The sequence below is a fragment of the Streptococcus sp. HMSC070B10 genome, from assembly GCF_001808665.1.
GTDB lineage: Bacteria > Bacillota > Bacilli > Lactobacillales > Streptococcaceae > Streptococcus.
Genome location: NZ_KV794215.1, coordinates 108,680 through 122,655 on the forward strand (window position 1 = coordinate 108,680; position 13,976 = coordinate 122,655).

11 protein-coding genes, 1 tRNA gene and 1 pseudogene are annotated in these 13,976 nt (G+C 38.7%); 10 read left to right on the forward strand and 3 right to left on the reverse strand.

Annotated elements, in window-relative coordinates; genetic code table 11:
- Positions 1 to 175: 175 nt before the first annotated feature.
- Positions 176 to 246: transfer RNA gene (locus HMPREF2613_RS09955), tRNA-Cys, on the reverse strand.
- A 161-nt stretch (positions 247 to 407) separates the two neighbouring features.
- Between HMPREF2613_RS09955 and HMPREF2613_RS09960 the strand changes: the two genes are divergently transcribed.
- The 5 genes from HMPREF2613_RS09960 to HMPREF2613_RS09980 all read left to right on the forward strand — a co-directional run bounded on the left by HMPREF2613_RS09960 (position 408) and on the right by HMPREF2613_RS09980 (position 6,898).
- Positions 408 to 2,396: a peptide ABC transporter substrate-binding protein gene (locus tag HMPREF2613_RS09960; RefSeq protein ID WP_000749582.1), complete on the forward strand. Its 1,989-nt coding sequence runs from the start codon at positions 408 to 410 to the stop codon at positions 2,394 to 2,396.
- A gap of 66 nt (positions 2,397 to 2,462) precedes the next feature.
- Positions 2,463 to 3,959, forward strand: coding sequence for an ABC transporter permease (locus HMPREF2613_RS09965; RefSeq protein ID WP_000759916.1), 1,497 nt, complete (start codon positions 2,463 to 2,465; stop codon positions 3,957 to 3,959).
- On the forward strand, positions 3,959 to 4,885 hold the full coding sequence (oppC, locus tag HMPREF2613_RS09970) for an oligopeptide ABC transporter permease OppC (RefSeq protein ID WP_000103691.1): 927 nt from the start codon (positions 3,959 to 3,961) through the stop codon (positions 4,883 to 4,885). Before HMPREF2613_RS09965 ends, oppC begins: the two co-directional genes overlap by 1 nt.
- Positions 4,886 to 4,893: 8 nt before the next feature.
- Positions 4,894 to 5,961, forward strand: coding sequence for an ABC transporter ATP-binding protein (locus tag HMPREF2613_RS09975; protein ID WP_004260573.1), 1,068 nt, complete (start codon positions 4,894 to 4,896; stop codon positions 5,959 to 5,961).
- A gap of 10 nt (positions 5,962 to 5,971) precedes the next feature.
- Complete coding sequence (locus tag HMPREF2613_RS09980) at positions 5,972 to 6,898, forward strand: ATP-binding cassette domain-containing protein (RefSeq protein WP_001291285.1); 927 nt, start codon at positions 5,972 to 5,974, stop codon at positions 6,896 to 6,898.
- Between the two features lie 414 nt (positions 6,899 to 7,312).
- On the opposite strand, the gene HMPREF2613_RS09985 is transcribed toward HMPREF2613_RS09980, so the two are convergent.
- Entirely contained in the window at positions 7,313 to 8,191 is an 879-nt protein-coding gene (locus HMPREF2613_RS09985; protein WP_070480186.1) for a LysR family transcriptional regulator, read from the reverse strand.
- Between the two features lie 127 nt (positions 8,192 to 8,318).
- Positions 8,319 to 8,669 carry a helix-turn-helix domain-containing protein gene (locus HMPREF2613_RS09990; protein WP_070480187.1) on the reverse strand — a complete coding sequence of 117 codons (351 nt, stop codon included), beginning with the start codon at positions 8,667 to 8,669 and terminating at the stop codon, positions 8,319 to 8,321.
- 273 nt (positions 8,670 to 8,942) lie between these two features.
- Here HMPREF2613_RS09990 and HMPREF2613_RS09995 point away from each other — a divergent pair, with 273 nt between their 5' ends.
- The 5 genes and pseudogenes from HMPREF2613_RS09995 (at position 8,943) to HMPREF2613_RS10010 (ending at position 13,971) form a co-directional block, all read left to right on the forward strand.
- The gene (locus HMPREF2613_RS09995; protein ID WP_070480188.1) at positions 8,943 to 10,568 is read left to right on the forward strand and encodes a malolactic enzyme; all 1,626 of its coding nucleotides are present in this window, start codon (positions 8,943 to 8,945) and stop codon (positions 10,566 to 10,568) included.
- 202 nt (positions 10,569 to 10,770) lie between these two features.
- Positions 10,771 to 10,890, forward strand: a pseudogene (locus HMPREF2613_RS11390) (IS630 family transposase); the annotation flags it as partial.
- A gap of 382 nt (positions 10,891 to 11,272) precedes the next feature.
- Complete coding sequence (locus HMPREF2613_RS10000) at positions 11,273 to 12,250, forward strand: ABC transporter substrate-binding protein (RefSeq protein ID WP_070480189.1); 978 nt, start codon at positions 11,273 to 11,275, stop codon at positions 12,248 to 12,250.
- A gap of 11 nt (positions 12,251 to 12,261) precedes the next feature.
- Positions 12,262 to 13,155 carry an ABC transporter permease gene (locus HMPREF2613_RS10005; RefSeq protein ID WP_070480190.1) on the forward strand — a complete coding sequence of 298 codons (894 nt, stop codon included), beginning with the start codon at positions 12,262 to 12,264 and terminating at the stop codon, positions 13,153 to 13,155.
- 12 nt (positions 13,156 to 13,167) lie between these two features.
- Positions 13,168 to 13,971: an ABC transporter ATP-binding protein gene (locus HMPREF2613_RS10010; protein ID WP_070480191.1), complete on the forward strand. Its 804-nt coding sequence runs from the start codon at positions 13,168 to 13,170 to the stop codon at positions 13,969 to 13,971.
- Positions 13,972 to 13,976: the final 5 nt, after the last annotated feature.

Consider the following 13,976-nt stretch of genomic DNA (forward strand, 5'->3'; position numbering starts at 1 on the left):
TCCTAGTTTGCTCTTTGATTTTCATTGAGTATCAAAAGATTGTCTCCTAAAAAGAAGTCTGTCCCAAATTCGCTCCAAAAATTTTTGTAAGTTATATGTATTCATCAGAAAAAAGAAAAAAGCCCTTCAAACTGGGCTTTCTGTTCATGTGAAACCTGAAAAATCAAGTTATAGAAGGCGGTAGACGGATTTGAACCGACGATCAAGCTTTTGCAGAGCCGTGCCTTACCACTTGGCTATACCGCCTTAACGTTTATTATTATACCTTGAAAATGATTTTCAGTCAATAGCTTTTTTAGTTTTTTTGTGTCAATAAGCCTAAATATTCTGAAAATTCGTTTACTTTTCTTGAAATCTATGATATAATTGATGATAACCTATACTTTATTTATAAGAGGAGTAAATAAATGAAAAAAAGTCAAGTGCTTGCTGTAGCGGGAGCTACCTTATTAGCGTCAGGAGTTCTAGCTGCGTGTTCAAACACTAGTTCAAATAATGCTAAACTAGCAAAAGATTACCAATATGTTTATCAAACAGATCCAGAAACTTTGGATTATATCGTCAGCAATATCGATTCAACATCATTCGTCACAACAAATGCTGTAGATGGTTTGTTAGCTAACGATAAATATGGTAATCTAGTTCCTTCTATTGCTGAATCATGGACAGTTTCAAAAGATGGTTTGACTTATACCTATAAAATCCGTAAGGATGCTAAATGGGTGACAGCAGAGGGAGAAGAATACGCTCCTGTAACTGCTAAAGACTTCGTTACTGGTTTGAAACACGCTGTAGATGGAAAATCAAAAGGACTTTCAATCGTTAGCTCTTCTATTAAGGGATTAGAAGCATATATCAAGGGTGAAACAAGCGATTTTTCAACCGTTGGAGTAAAAGCGCTTGATGATCAAACACTAGAATATACCTTGAACCAGCCAGAAACTTTCTGGAATGACAAGACCACTAGTGGTGTTTTGATGCCGGTTAATGAAGAATTCTTAACTTCAAAAGGGGAAGGTTTTGGTGCCCCAACCGATGCTAACTCTATTCTTTATAACGGTCCATTTGTCTTGAAATCTGTAACTCCAAAATCATCTATCGAGATGGCTAAAAATGATGCTTACTGGGACAAAGAAAATGTAAAAATTGAGAACGTTAAGTTCACTTTCTGGGATGGTAAGGACCAAGATGTGATTGCTAAAGGTTTTGCTGATGGTCAATATAGCAAGGCTCGTATCTTCCCTACAAGTTCTACATATGAAAAATATGCAGCTGACTTCAAAGATAACATTTACTTTAATGAACCAGGAGCGGGTGTTGCAACTGTCAGCTTGAACTATGGCCGTACAACCTATAACCACACTGCCAAAACAAGTGATGCTCAAAAGACATCTACTCAGAAAGCATTGCTAAACAAGGAATTCCGTCAAGCCTTGAACTTTGCTGTCGATCGCAATTCTTACTCAGCTCAAACAAATGGTACTGATGGAGCTGCAGTAGCCATCCGTAATACGTTTGCACCTTATAATCTTCAAGTTGGTAAGAAAACATTTGGTGAATTGGTACAAGATAGCTTGGCTAAGACAAATTCTTCTACTTGGTCAAACGTGTCTCTAGCAGATTCTCAAAATGGCCTTTACAATGAAGAAAAAGCTAAAGAAGTCTTTGCTAAAGCTAAATCAAGCCTACAAGCTGAAGGTGTTGAATTCCCAATCCACTTGGATGCCTTGGTTATCCAAGAATCAACAGCGGTTGTAAACCGTGTTCAATCATTGAAACAATCAATTGAAAAAGTATTGGGTTCAGATAATGTTGTTGTAGACTTACAACAAATGACTCAAGCAGAAGCTTTACCAATTTCATTTAGCGCTCCAACAGCTAAAGAGCAAGACTGGGATATCCATACCTTGCTAGGATGGAACCCTGACTATCAAGATCCTTCTACTTTCTTGGATCAATTCGTCCTTAAGGGAGGAAGCACTCGTCTTTACCTTGGTATTGACCAAAACACAGATGCATCAGTAGTAAGCAAACTTGGTTTAGCTGACTATGGAAAATTACTTGATGACGCAAACAGCGAAAACCAAGATGTTCAAAAACGTTATGAAAAATACGCGGTGGCACAAGCTTGGTTGACTGACAATGCTTTGACAATTCCAGTAATGGCTTCTCCTAAAGAAACAGCCGTTTCATATGTTTCAAAAGTTCTACCATTTAGCTCTTCATATTCTGTAGCCGGCCTTAAAGGTGAAAATTCAGGATACTTGAAGTACACTGAAGTTGGTGAAAAAGCAATCACCAAAGAAGAGTATGAAAAAGCTCGTGAAAAATGGTTGAAAGAAAAGACTGAGTCAAACGAGAAAGCTCAAAAAGAATTGGCAAGTCATGTGAAGTAAATAATTTTCAATAGAACTTTCTCTCCATGAGGAGAAGGTTCTTTTGGGATTTTTAAAGGAAATGATATGAAAAAATATATTTTTATGCGTGTTTTGCGGTCCTTGGTTTCTATCTTTTTAGTAACAACCTTGACTTACACGATTATCTATACAATGGTTCCTCGAAAATTGATTTTCAAACAGGATACCAACTATAACAAGATTGCGACAACTGCTGATAAACGTGATAACTATGAGAATACCGTCTATGAGCGTATGGGCTATATCGAGTACTACGATACCAAAGAGTTGCAAGAAAAAGCTAGCCAGATGGACGCTTCTGTAACAGTTGAAGCTAATGATACCAACAAGGCTATCTATGAAAAATACATCAAACAAATCGGTCATGGTTGGACCCTGGGAGAATTTACTGAAAGTGGCCAATTCTACGCTACTCGTGAAATCCCAATTTTTGAACGTGTTTTCAAATTCTATGCTAACTTGATTGACATTGATCATACAAATAAAATTCAAGACCCTGAAAATCCAGACTTGAAGCGTTACCTTCGTTTCGAAAACGATCCAGCGATCGGATGGTCATTGGTTGGTTCAGGAACTAAACATAAATATCTCTTGTACTTCAATAGTCAGTTCCCGTTTGTGCATCAAAACTTTGTGAACATTAATTTAGGTGACTCTTATCCAACCTATGCTAATAGCCCTGTTTTACAGGTTATTACTCAGGGACAAGGACAAACAAAAACATCTCAAGTTCAGTTCCCAACAGGTAAGAAAACTTCTTCTGTAAATATTTACTCAAGAACCTACAAATCACCTAGTCAGGCTGACTCTCGTGAAGTAGCCAACTACGGAAAAGATGACCCTTATACAGCTACGGAAAGCAATTACCAATATCCTTCTATGATTGCCAGCTCTGCTGTCGTTGGATTGATCGGTTTGGTGATTTCTTATGCGATTGCTGTGCCACTTGGTTCAGCTATGGCTCGCTTCAAGAACACTTGGATTGATAGCTTCTCAACAGGGGCTTTGACCTTCTTGATGGCTCTTCCAACAATTGCCTTGGTTTATATCGTTCGTTTGGCTGGTTCTTCAATCGGCTTGCCAGATTCATTCCCTATCTTGGGTGCTGGAGATTGGCGTTCGTATGTTTTACCAGCAGTTATCCTTGGTTTGTTGGGTGCTCCTGGTACAGCTATTTGGATTCGTCGTTACATGATTGATTTACAATCGCAGGACTTTGTTCGTTTTGCTCGTGCAAAAGGTTTGTCTGAAAAAGAAATTTCAAACAAACACATCTTTAAAAATGCCATGGTTCCGCTGGTTTCAGGAATTCCTGGTGCTGTTATCGGGGTTATCGGTGGTGCAACCCTTACTGAAACAGTCTTCGCCTTCCCAGGTATGGGTAAAATGTTGATTGACTCTGTAAAAGCATCTAATAACTCTATGGTCGTTGGTCTTGTCTTCATCTTTACATGTATTTCTATCTTCTCACTTCTTTTGGGAGATATTTGGATGACGATTATCGACCCACGTATTAAATTGACTGAGAAAGGAGGCAAATAATGTCTACAATCGATAAAGAAAAATTTCAGTTTGTAAAACGTGACGATTTTGCCTCTGAAGCCATTGATGCGCCAGCTTATTCATACTGGGGTTCAGTGTTTAGACAATTTATGAAGAAGAAATCAACTGTAGTCATGTTGGGAATCTTGGTAGCTATCATTTTGATGAGTTTCATCTACCCAATGTTTTCTAAGTTTGATTTCAATGATGTCAGCAAGGTAAACGACTTTAGTGCTCGTTATATCAAGCCAAATGCTGAGCATTGGTTCGGTACAGATAGTAACGGTAAATCTCTCTTTGACGGTGTCTGGTTCGGAGCTCGTAACTCTATCCTCATTTCTGTGATTGCGACAGTGATTAACTTGGTCATCGGTGTTTTTGTCGGTGGTATTTGGGGAATTTCAAAATCAGTTGACCGCGTGATGATGGAAGTTTATAACGTCATTTCAAACATCCCATCTCTTTTGATTGTCATTGTCTTGACTTACTCAATCGGAGCTGGATTCTGGAATCTGATTTTTGCCATGAGTGTGACGACATGGATTGGGATTGCCTTCATGATCCGTGTGCAAATCTTGCGTTATCGTGACTTGGAATACAATTTGGCGTCACGTACTTTGGGAACACCAACCTTGAAGATTGTTGCCAAAAACATCATGCCACAATTGGTATCTGTTATTGTGACAACCATGACTCAAATGCTTCCAAGCTTTATCTCATACGAAGCCTTCTTGTCTTTCTTCGGTCTTGGATTACCGATTACTGTGCCAAGTTTGGGGCGTCTGATTTCAGATTATTCACAAAACGTAACAACCAATGCTTACTTGTTCTGGATTCCATTGACAACTCTTGTCTTGGTATCCTTATCCCTTTTCGTAGTTGGTCAAAACTTAGCGGATGCTAGTGATCCACGTACACATAGATAGGAGTAGAAATGACAAAAGAAAAAAATGTAATTTTGACTGCTCGCGATATTGTCGTGGAATTTGACGTTCGTGACAAAGTATTGACAGCCATTCGCGGCGTTTCCCTTGAACTAGTTGAAGGAGAAGTATTAGCCTTGGTAGGCGAGTCAGGATCAGGAAAATCTGTTTTGACAAAGACCTTCACAGGTATGCTCGAAGAAAATGGTCGTATTGCCCAAGGAAGCATTGACTACCGTGGTCAAGATTTGACAGCTCTATCTTCTCACAAGGATTGGGAACAAATTCGTGGTGCTAAGATTGCGACTATCTTCCAAGATCCAATGACTAGTTTGGACCCGATTAAAACAATTGGTAGTCAGATTACAGAAGTTATTGTAAAACACCAAGGAAAAACGCCTAAAGAAGCGAAAGAATTGGCAATTGACTACATGAATAAGGTTGGGATTCCAGAAGCAGATAGACGTTTTGATGAATACCCATTCCAATATTCTGGAGGAATGCGTCAACGTATCGTTATTGCGATTGCCCTTGCCTGCCGACCTGATGTCTTGATCTGTGATGAGCCAACGACTGCCTTGGATGTAACCATCCAAGCACAGATTATTGATTTGCTAAAATCTTTACAAAACGAGTACCATTTCACAACAATCTTTATCACCCACGACCTTGGTGTGGTGGCAAGTATTGCGGATAAGGTAGCGGTTATGTATGCAGGAGAAATCGTTGAGTATGGAACTGTTGAGGAAGTCTTCTATGACCCTCGCCATCCATATACATGGAGTCTCTTGTCTAGCTTGCCTCAGCTTGCTGATGATAAAGGGGATCTTTACTCAATCCCAGGAACACCTCCGTCACTTTATACTGACCTGAAAGGGGATGCCTTTGCCTTGCGCTCTGACTATGCAATGCAGATTGACTTCGAACAAAAAGCTCCTCAATTCTCAGTATCAGAGACACATTGGGCTAAAACTTGGCTACTTCATGAGGATGCTCCAAAAGTAGAAAAACCAGCTGTGATTGCAAATCTCCATGATAAGATCCGTGAAAAAATGGGATTTGCCCATCTGGCTGACTAGGAGGAAGGAAATGTCTGAAAAATTAGTAGAAATCAAAGATTTAGAAATTTCCTTCGGTGAAGGAAGTAAGAAGTTTGTCGCGGTTAAAAATGCTAACTTCTTTATCAACAAGGGGGAAACATTCTCGCTTGTAGGTGAGTCAGGTAGTGGGAAAACAACTATTGGTCGTGCCATCATCGGTCTTAATGATACAAGTAATGGGGATATCATTTTTGATGGTCAAAAGATTAATGGTAAGAAATCGCGTGAACAAGCTGCAGAATTGATTCGTCGTATCCAGATGATTTTCCAAGACCCTGCGGCAAGTTTGAATGAACGTGCCACTGTTGATTATATTATTTCTGAAGGTCTTTACAATCATCATCTGTTCAAGGATGAAGAAGAACGTAAAGAGAAAGTTCAAAATATTATCCGTGAAGTAGGTCTTCTTGCTGAGCACTTGACTCGTTACCCTCATGAATTCTCAGGTGGTCAACGTCAACGTATCGGTATTGCCCGTGCCTTGGTCATGCAACCAGACTTTGTTATTGCGGATGAGCCCATTTCAGCCTTGGACGTTTCTGTGCGTGCCCAAGTCTTGAACTTGCTCAAAAAATTCCAAAAAGAACTTGGTTTGACCTATCTCTTTATCGCCCATGATTTGTCTGTCGTTCGTTTTATTTCAGATCGTATCGCAGTTATTTACAAGGGTGTTATTGTAGAGGTTGCAGAAACAGAAGAATTGTTTAACAATCCAATTCATCCATATACTCAAGCCTTGCTTTCAGCGGTACCAATCCCAGATCCAATCTTGGAACGTAAGAAGGTCTTGAAAGTATATGATCCAGATCAACATGATTATGAGACAGATAAGCCATCTATGGTAGAAATCCGTCCAGGTCACTATGTTTGGGCCAACCAAGCCGAATTGGCGCGTTACCAACAAGGGTTAAACTAATAATGGTTTTATAATTTCCATGTCAACTTTTATGGAAATTATAAACCTTTTTTTGTTGGATTGATTTGAAAAAACTTTGAAAGTAGCTTGAAAGAATTTTCGAAAGAAATAGAATTCTTAGAAAATCATTGAATTATAGTGAGATGAAATAAAATCTGAACAACTAGATTAGGAAAGTCAAATTAATTTCTAGAAAAGTTTTAGAAGTCGCGGCGTATTACTCTAGCTTCAATCTACTATAGTCTAATACTCTTCGAAAAGCTCTTCAAACCACGTCAGCTCTATCTGCCACCTCAAAACAGTGTTTTGAGCAACCTGCGGCTAGCTTCCTAGTTTGCTTTTTGATTTTCATTGAGTCTAATATCTACAATGGAAAAAACTCTAGCTATCAGTTCATTGATAGTTAGAGTTTTTCTATTCATATGATTTAAGGAGTTCAAATAAGGCTTCTATTTCTGATGACGGTGTAGCTGATTTAAGGTAAGCGTAATAAACTGTAAAAGTTATCTTATCCTTCGGTATAAGAGGGATTTTTATTAAATCATCATCTTCATCAGAAAGTGCGATATCAGCCAGTAAACTAAGGCCAATCCCTTTCTTTAAAAGTTCTTTAAGAATGACAATATCATCTATCATAAAGAATATTTCTGCCTTGTTTTGATGCTTTTGATTAAGCATTTCAAAAGCTTTCAGGTGAACAAAGTGTTCGTCTAAGAGTATAAAGGATTGATCTACTAATTCTTCAAAAGCGAGGGAAGGAACAGTGGCAAAAGGATGGTTCTTAGATAAAACGACATACAGTTCTTTATGAAATAGCTCGTGTGTCTCTATTGAAGGATAATTGAGAGGTTCAATCAAACCGAGTAGGCTTGCATTAAGGTCTCCCTTAAGGAGAAGGTTTAATAACTCTACGGAGCCACCGCGGATAGGGCGTATCTTTTTTAAAAAATCGAATTTATCTTTTTCGTTTAAGGCAGCAAAGAGATACTGAATGATAATAGGAGGGAATCCTACAGTAGAGTATTGTGCCAAGGAGCGATTAATTTCTTTGCGAGTAGAAATGACCTCAGGTAAAATCAGTTCTGTATGCTTTAGAAGGATTTGTCCTTGAGGAGTTAGCTTGAAGGAACGATGCGAGGGGTCATGGTGAATCAATTTGCAGTTAAAGGATTCCTCTAAGCGCTTGATAGCATAAGAAATAGATGGTTGGCTGACTTTATGTTGTTTTGCTACTTCCGTATAGGATTGAAGCTGGCAGAGGTCATAAAAATATTGTAGATCTTTTAAATTCATATGGGTTCACTTTCATTAGTTGGAGAAGGAAAATAAGTGGAAAACAGCAGATAAATAATTTTTATCCGTATCCTACAATTTGACTATACGAGTATTCACCAGTTAAAATGTAAGTGAGTCAGGGATCTCAAAGATTATCTAAGATACTCTCAAAAATGACCAACATTTTTTCTCGTTTATCAATAGGGAGCTGTTTAATCTTCATGTTGATTCTTTTGAGTGAAAGATTGTCACTCTTATTAGAGGTTGATTCAAGGCTATCAAAATTGAAAAATTCCTCTGGGGTCATTTCTAGGGCGTCAATCACTTTTTCAAGACTGTGAATGGTCAGATTCACATTTTGGTTTTCAAGTTGATTGATATACTTAAGCCCGAGTCCTGCTTGTTCCGAAAGTTCTTCCTGGCTCATTTTATTCTGTGTTCGAAAATATTTCACTTTTTGGGAAATATATTGTTGTAAATAGTTTTTAGTTGTCATATAAATAGAATACAAGTTTTATATGACAAAAAAACACCTTAAAAAATACAAAGTATTGCATAACATACCTAGATGATATTTATTTTAATTAGGATTGTCAATTTGTATGATTGGTTTATTTTACTCGAAACTTTTAGTAAAGAGAGATCATCGAGAGTTTGATGAGTTCAGAAATTTATAACATATGCGTATACAATTGTATTATTTAAACAACAACGTTTTACGAACAATTAGTTTCATGTGGTATAATGTAAGTAAAAAGGAGGTTGCACTATGACTGCACATGATATTTTAAACAATCCTTTCCTCAATAAAGGTACTGCCTTTACCTTAGAGGAGCGAAAGGAACTAGGCCTTATTGGTTTACTGCCACCGTATGTTCAAACGATTGAAGAACAAGCGGCGCAAACTTATGCACAAATGCAAACAAAAGCCAATGATTTGGAAAAACGTCTTTTCCTAATGGAAATTTTTAATACCAACAGGACTCTTTTCTATTACCTCTTTTCTCAACATTTGAAAGAATTCAATCCAATTGTATATGATCCAACCATTGCAGATACGATTGAAGGCTATAGTGATCTTTTTGTAGATCCCCAATATGCGGGATATCTTGATATTAATCATCCTGAAAATATTGAAGCTACTTTGAAAAACGCTGCCGGGGGTCGCGAGATTCGTCTCATTGTTGTAACAGATGCAGAAGGAATCCTTGGAATTGGCGACTGGGGAACAAATGGTGTTGATATTTCTGTTGGGAAATTGATGGTCTATACGTGTGCTGCTGGAATCGATCCTTCGATGGTCCTTCCTTTAGTCATTGATGCAGGGACTAACCGTGAAAAACTTCGTAACAATCCTAATTACTTAGGGAATCGTCACGAACGGGTCCGCGGAGATCGTTACTACGACTTCATTGACCAATTTGTTCAAACAGCAGAATGTCTCTTTCCTAAACTCTACCTTCACTGGGAAGACTTCGGCCGCTTGAATGCTGCCAATATTCTTGAAAAATACCGGAAACAAATTCCAACCTTTAATGATGATATTCAAGGTACAGGAATCGTTACCTTGGGTGGTATCTTTGGTTCGCTGGATATTAGTGGTGAAAAATTAACAGATCAAGTTTATCTCTGCTATGGTGGTGGTACTGCGGGTGCAGGAATTGCCTCTCGTGTTCTTCGTGAAATGGTAAGTGAAGGTCTTTCTGAAGAAGAAGCCTATAAACGTTTCTTTATGGTTGATAAACAAGGTCTTCTCTTTGATGACATGGATGACTTGACACCAGAGCAAAAACCATTTGCTAAGAAACGTGCTGACTTTAGTAACGCAGATAAGTTGACTGACCTGCTTGAAGTAGTGAAGACTGTGAAGCCAACCATTCTTGTAGGAACTTCAACTCAGCCTAATACCTTCACTAAAGAAATAGTAGAAGCTATGTGTGAAAACATAGAACGTCCAATGATCTTCCCTTTGTCAAATCCAACTAAATTGGCAGAAGCTAGTGCCAAAGATTTGATTGAATGGTCAGATGGCAAAGCTTTTGTCGCAACAGGAATTCCTGCTGATACGGTTTCTTATAAAGGTGTAGACTATGTGATTGGTCAAGCAAATAATGCCCTGATTTACCCAGGTCTTGGTCTAGGTATGCTGGCTTCTGAAGCAAGTCTTTTGACTGATGAAATGATTGGAGCAGCGGCGCATTCATTGAGTGGTATTGTCAATCCAGGCCAACCAGGAGCTCCTGTCTTGCCACCATTCAAGTATGTAGCAGATGTTTCTATTAAAGTAGCAGAAGCAGTCGCTAAAAAAGCACAAGAGCAAGGTCTTGCACGCGCTAAGGAAACAGATATGGCCAAAGCAGTTCGTGATTTTAAGTGGTATCCAGAGTATAAATAATTCATTTCTGTTGCCTATCCTCGGGATACTTGGCTTATTTTGGATATGTTAGCAATCTACAGAGTTGATAACCGAAAAGTAAAGAGATTGTCGTATTGACTATTGGTTTTAAACAGTATAAAATAACTGTCGATTTTTTGTCCGACTGCCAAGAGTCAGTTTAATACTACACTAAAATCAAAATGCATTATATAATAGTGATATGAAATCAACCAAAGAAGAAATACAAGTTATCAAAACACTTTTAAAAGACTCTAGTACAACTAAATACCATAAAAGTATTCAAATCGTTCTATTTTGTCTAATGGGCAAATCTTTGAAATTATCCTAAAAGAATTATGAAAGAATTTTCGAAAAATTTTAAAAAATTCTGAAATATTCTTGACAGCTGATAAAAAAGGTGGTAAGATGGGAAACATCAAAAAAGAAAGCAGAAAAAGAAATGAATAAGAGACAAGCTGTAACGATGAATCAAAACTTTTACTTTAGCTACTTTAGATAGTGTTTGTAGACATGTCACCATGGATGCAAACAGTTCAAGCAATTTGTTTGTATCTATGTGGCTAAGATTTTTGATTGTGGTCCATATAGATGAATATCTAAATGGACTAGCAAAGTTATAACTTGTTAGATTATTTCAAGCATCCGTTTAGATAGTATCTAGGCGGTTTTTTATTTTATCTTTTCTGAGAAGGAGTTTCATTATGAAAGTTGTTCGAAAATTACTAGCCCCCCTCTTGGTAGTGGGAATCCTCTTGACCTCTCTGATTAGTTTGCATCAGTTGAAGGCAGATAAGAAAAAAGATGTTTTTCGTATCGGTATTTCACAATTTATTACCCATCAATCTTTGGACGCTACTAGAGAAGGGTTTGTGGATGAGCTGGCCAAACAAGGCTATGTTGAAGGGGAAAATATTGAGATTGATTTGCAAAATGCACAGGGAGAACAACGAAATCTAAAAACGATTTCCCAGCAACTAGCAGAATCTAGTGATGTCGTTCTAGCTATCGCAACGCCTTCTGCTCAGAGCTTGGCTAATACAACGCAAACGACACCTGTTATCTTTTCAGCGGTAACGGATCCTGTCAGTGCCAAGTTGGTTGAGTCAAGAGAACATCCTGGGGGCAATGTAACTGGGACAAGCGATCAGTCATCAGATGCCATTTCAACCCAAATCAATTTGATAAAGAAAGTCTTGCCAAAAGCTAAAACAATTGGAATCCTCTATACTCAGAGCGAGCCCAATTCAGTTGTCCAAAAGGATGAAGCTAAGCGCCTTCTGGAAGAAAAAGGCTTTACCGTTGTTGAAAAAACAATCTTGGACAGTAACAACGTCAAGGCGGCTGCAGAAAGCTTGATGGCAGAGGTGGATATGGTTTTTGTACCAACGGATAATATCATTTCATCAACCATGGAAACAGTCAAGCAGGTTTCTATTAAACACAAGGTTCCAGTATTCGGTGGTTCAACAGAAATGGTTGCGGTTGGTGGCTTGTATAACTACGGAACCAATTATGAAGAATTGGGACGTCAGACAGCAAGAATGCTGGTTCGTGTCTTAAAAGGTGAGAAGCCAGAAAATATAGCAGTTGAGTTGCCTGAAAAACTGGAATTGCATACCAATCAAGAAATGGCAGATGCATTGGGAATTGATATTAGTAAGTTAGAAAGCAAGGAATAAGGAGGTTTAAGATGAGTTTTGTATTATCTAGTTTATCAGAAGGTTTGTTGTGGTCGATTATGGCCATTGGAGTCTACTTGACTTTCCGTATTTTGGATATTGCGGATATGACTGCTGAAGGAGCCTTTCCTCTGGGGGCAGCTGTCGTCGTATCACAGATACAGGCAGGGACCAATCCTTGGATTGCGACCTTACTTGCTTTGCTGGCAGGTATGGTAGCTGGTCTGGTATCAGGGATGCTCCACACCAAGATGAAAATCCCAGCTCTCTTGACAGGGATTGTGACCTTGACAGGGCTTTATTCAATCAATATTAAAATCATGGGAAGTGTGCCCAATCTTTCCTTGGGAGATTCTTCGACTGTCTTTAAACAGTTGGCTAGCTTGGGGCTGTCAAATGAAGAAGCTGTTTTCTCATTCAGTTTAGCCTGTCTCTTACTTGTTTGTTTGGTCTTGACTCTTTTGATGAAAACAGAGATTGGCTTGGTCTTGCGTTCGACTGGGGACAATATTCCGATGAGTGAGGCCAACGGGGTCAATGTAGACACCATGAAGATTGTTGGTTACATGATTTCAAACGGCTTGATTGCCTTATGTGGTTCCTTGTTTGCACAAAATGATGGATTTTCAGATGTGACTTCTGGGACAGGGACCATCGTTGTTGGTTTGAGTGCAGTCATTATTGCGGAAGTATTGATACACGACTTGACCATTGGAGGACGTTTGTTATCCATCGGAATCGGTGCTATTGTTTACCGTTTGATTATTTTAAATATCTATGAAATTCCAAATCTAGATCAAAACCTGGTTCGTCTCTTTAATGCAATCTTGTTAGCCATAGTTTTATTTGCACCAGAATTGCAAAAGAGATTAAAGATTCGTGGTCTAAAATTGAGAAATGAATAGGAGGAGAAAGTTATGGCAAGTTTGTTAACACTTGAAAATATTCACAAAACATTTGAAGCAGGGACGGTCAATGAGAACCATGTCCTCAAAGGATTAGATTTAGAGGTTGAAGAGGGAGATTTTATCTCTGTAATCGGTGGAAATGGAGCAGGGAAATCCACTTTGATGAATATCTTGGCAGGCAATCTATCGGTGGACGAAGGGGACCTTTTATTGGTAGGCAAATCCATTAAAAATCTGAGCGTTCGCAAAAGAGCTAAGGATATTGCCCGTGTTTTTCAAGATCCTAAGATGGGAACAGCTTCTCGTTTGACGATTGAGGAGAATATGGCTATTGCCTTGAGACGCGGGCAGAAGAGAGGGCTTGGCTGGGGTGTGAAGGAGAAGGACAGAATCCAGTTCCAAGAGGCCTTGAAGGAGTTGAATATTGGTCTTGAAAACCGCTTAAAAGTAGATACTCAATATCTCTCAGGAGGACAAAAACAGGCCTTGACCCTAGTCATGGCAGCTCTGGTGAAACCCAAACTTTTGCTTTTGGATGAACATACTGCGGCGCTTGATCCAAAAACCAGTCAAATGGTGATGGACTTGACGCAAAAGATTGTGGAACACCATCAGTTGACGACTTTGATGATTACCCATGATATGAACCATGCGATTGAGTACGGCAATCGTCTCATTATGCTCTATCAGGGTAAGATAGTGGTGGATGTCAAGGGAGAGGAGAAAAAGCATCTGACGGTTGAAGATCTCATGCATCTCTTCCAGAAAAATAGTGGCCAGAGTCTAGTCAGTGATGAATTAGTTTTGGGATAAATAAA

Excerpts from the sequence above, each read along its gene's own strand:
- HMPREF2613_RS10010 (WP_070480191.1), top strand. The coding sequence starts at position 13,168 with ATGGCAAGTTTGTTAACACTTGAAAATATTCACAAAACATTTGAAGCA.
- HMPREF2613_RS09985 (WP_070480186.1), bottom strand. The coding sequence starts at position 8,191 with ATGAATTTAAAAGATCTACAATATTTTTATGACCTCTGCCAGCTTCAA.
- oppC (WP_000103691.1), top strand. The coding sequence starts at position 3,959 with ATGTCTACAATCGATAAAGAAAAATTTCAGTTTGTAAAACGTGACGAT.
- HMPREF2613_RS09975 (WP_004260573.1), top strand. The coding sequence starts at position 4,894 with ATGACAAAAGAAAAAAATGTAATTTTGACTGCTCGCGATATTGTCGTG.
- HMPREF2613_RS09990 (WP_070480187.1), bottom strand. The coding sequence starts at position 8,669 with ATGACAACTAAAAACTATTTACAACAATATATTTCCCAAAAAGTGAAA.
- HMPREF2613_RS10005 (WP_070480190.1), top strand. The coding sequence starts at position 12,262 with ATGAGTTTTGTATTATCTAGTTTATCAGAAGGTTTGTTGTGGTCGATT.
- HMPREF2613_RS09980 (WP_001291285.1), top strand. The coding sequence starts at position 5,972 with ATGTCTGAAAAATTAGTAGAAATCAAAGATTTAGAAATTTCCTTCGGT.
- HMPREF2613_RS09995 (WP_070480188.1), top strand. The coding sequence starts at position 8,943 with ATGACTGCACATGATATTTTAAACAATCCTTTCCTCAATAAAGGTACT.
- HMPREF2613_RS09965 (WP_000759916.1), top strand. The coding sequence starts at position 2,463 with ATGAAAAAATATATTTTTATGCGTGTTTTGCGGTCCTTGGTTTCTATC.
- HMPREF2613_RS10000 (WP_070480189.1), top strand. The coding sequence starts at position 11,273 with ATGAAAGTTGTTCGAAAATTACTAGCCCCCCTCTTGGTAGTGGGAATC.
- HMPREF2613_RS09960 (WP_000749582.1), top strand. The coding sequence starts at position 408 with ATGAAAAAAAGTCAAGTGCTTGCTGTAGCGGGAGCTACCTTATTAGCG.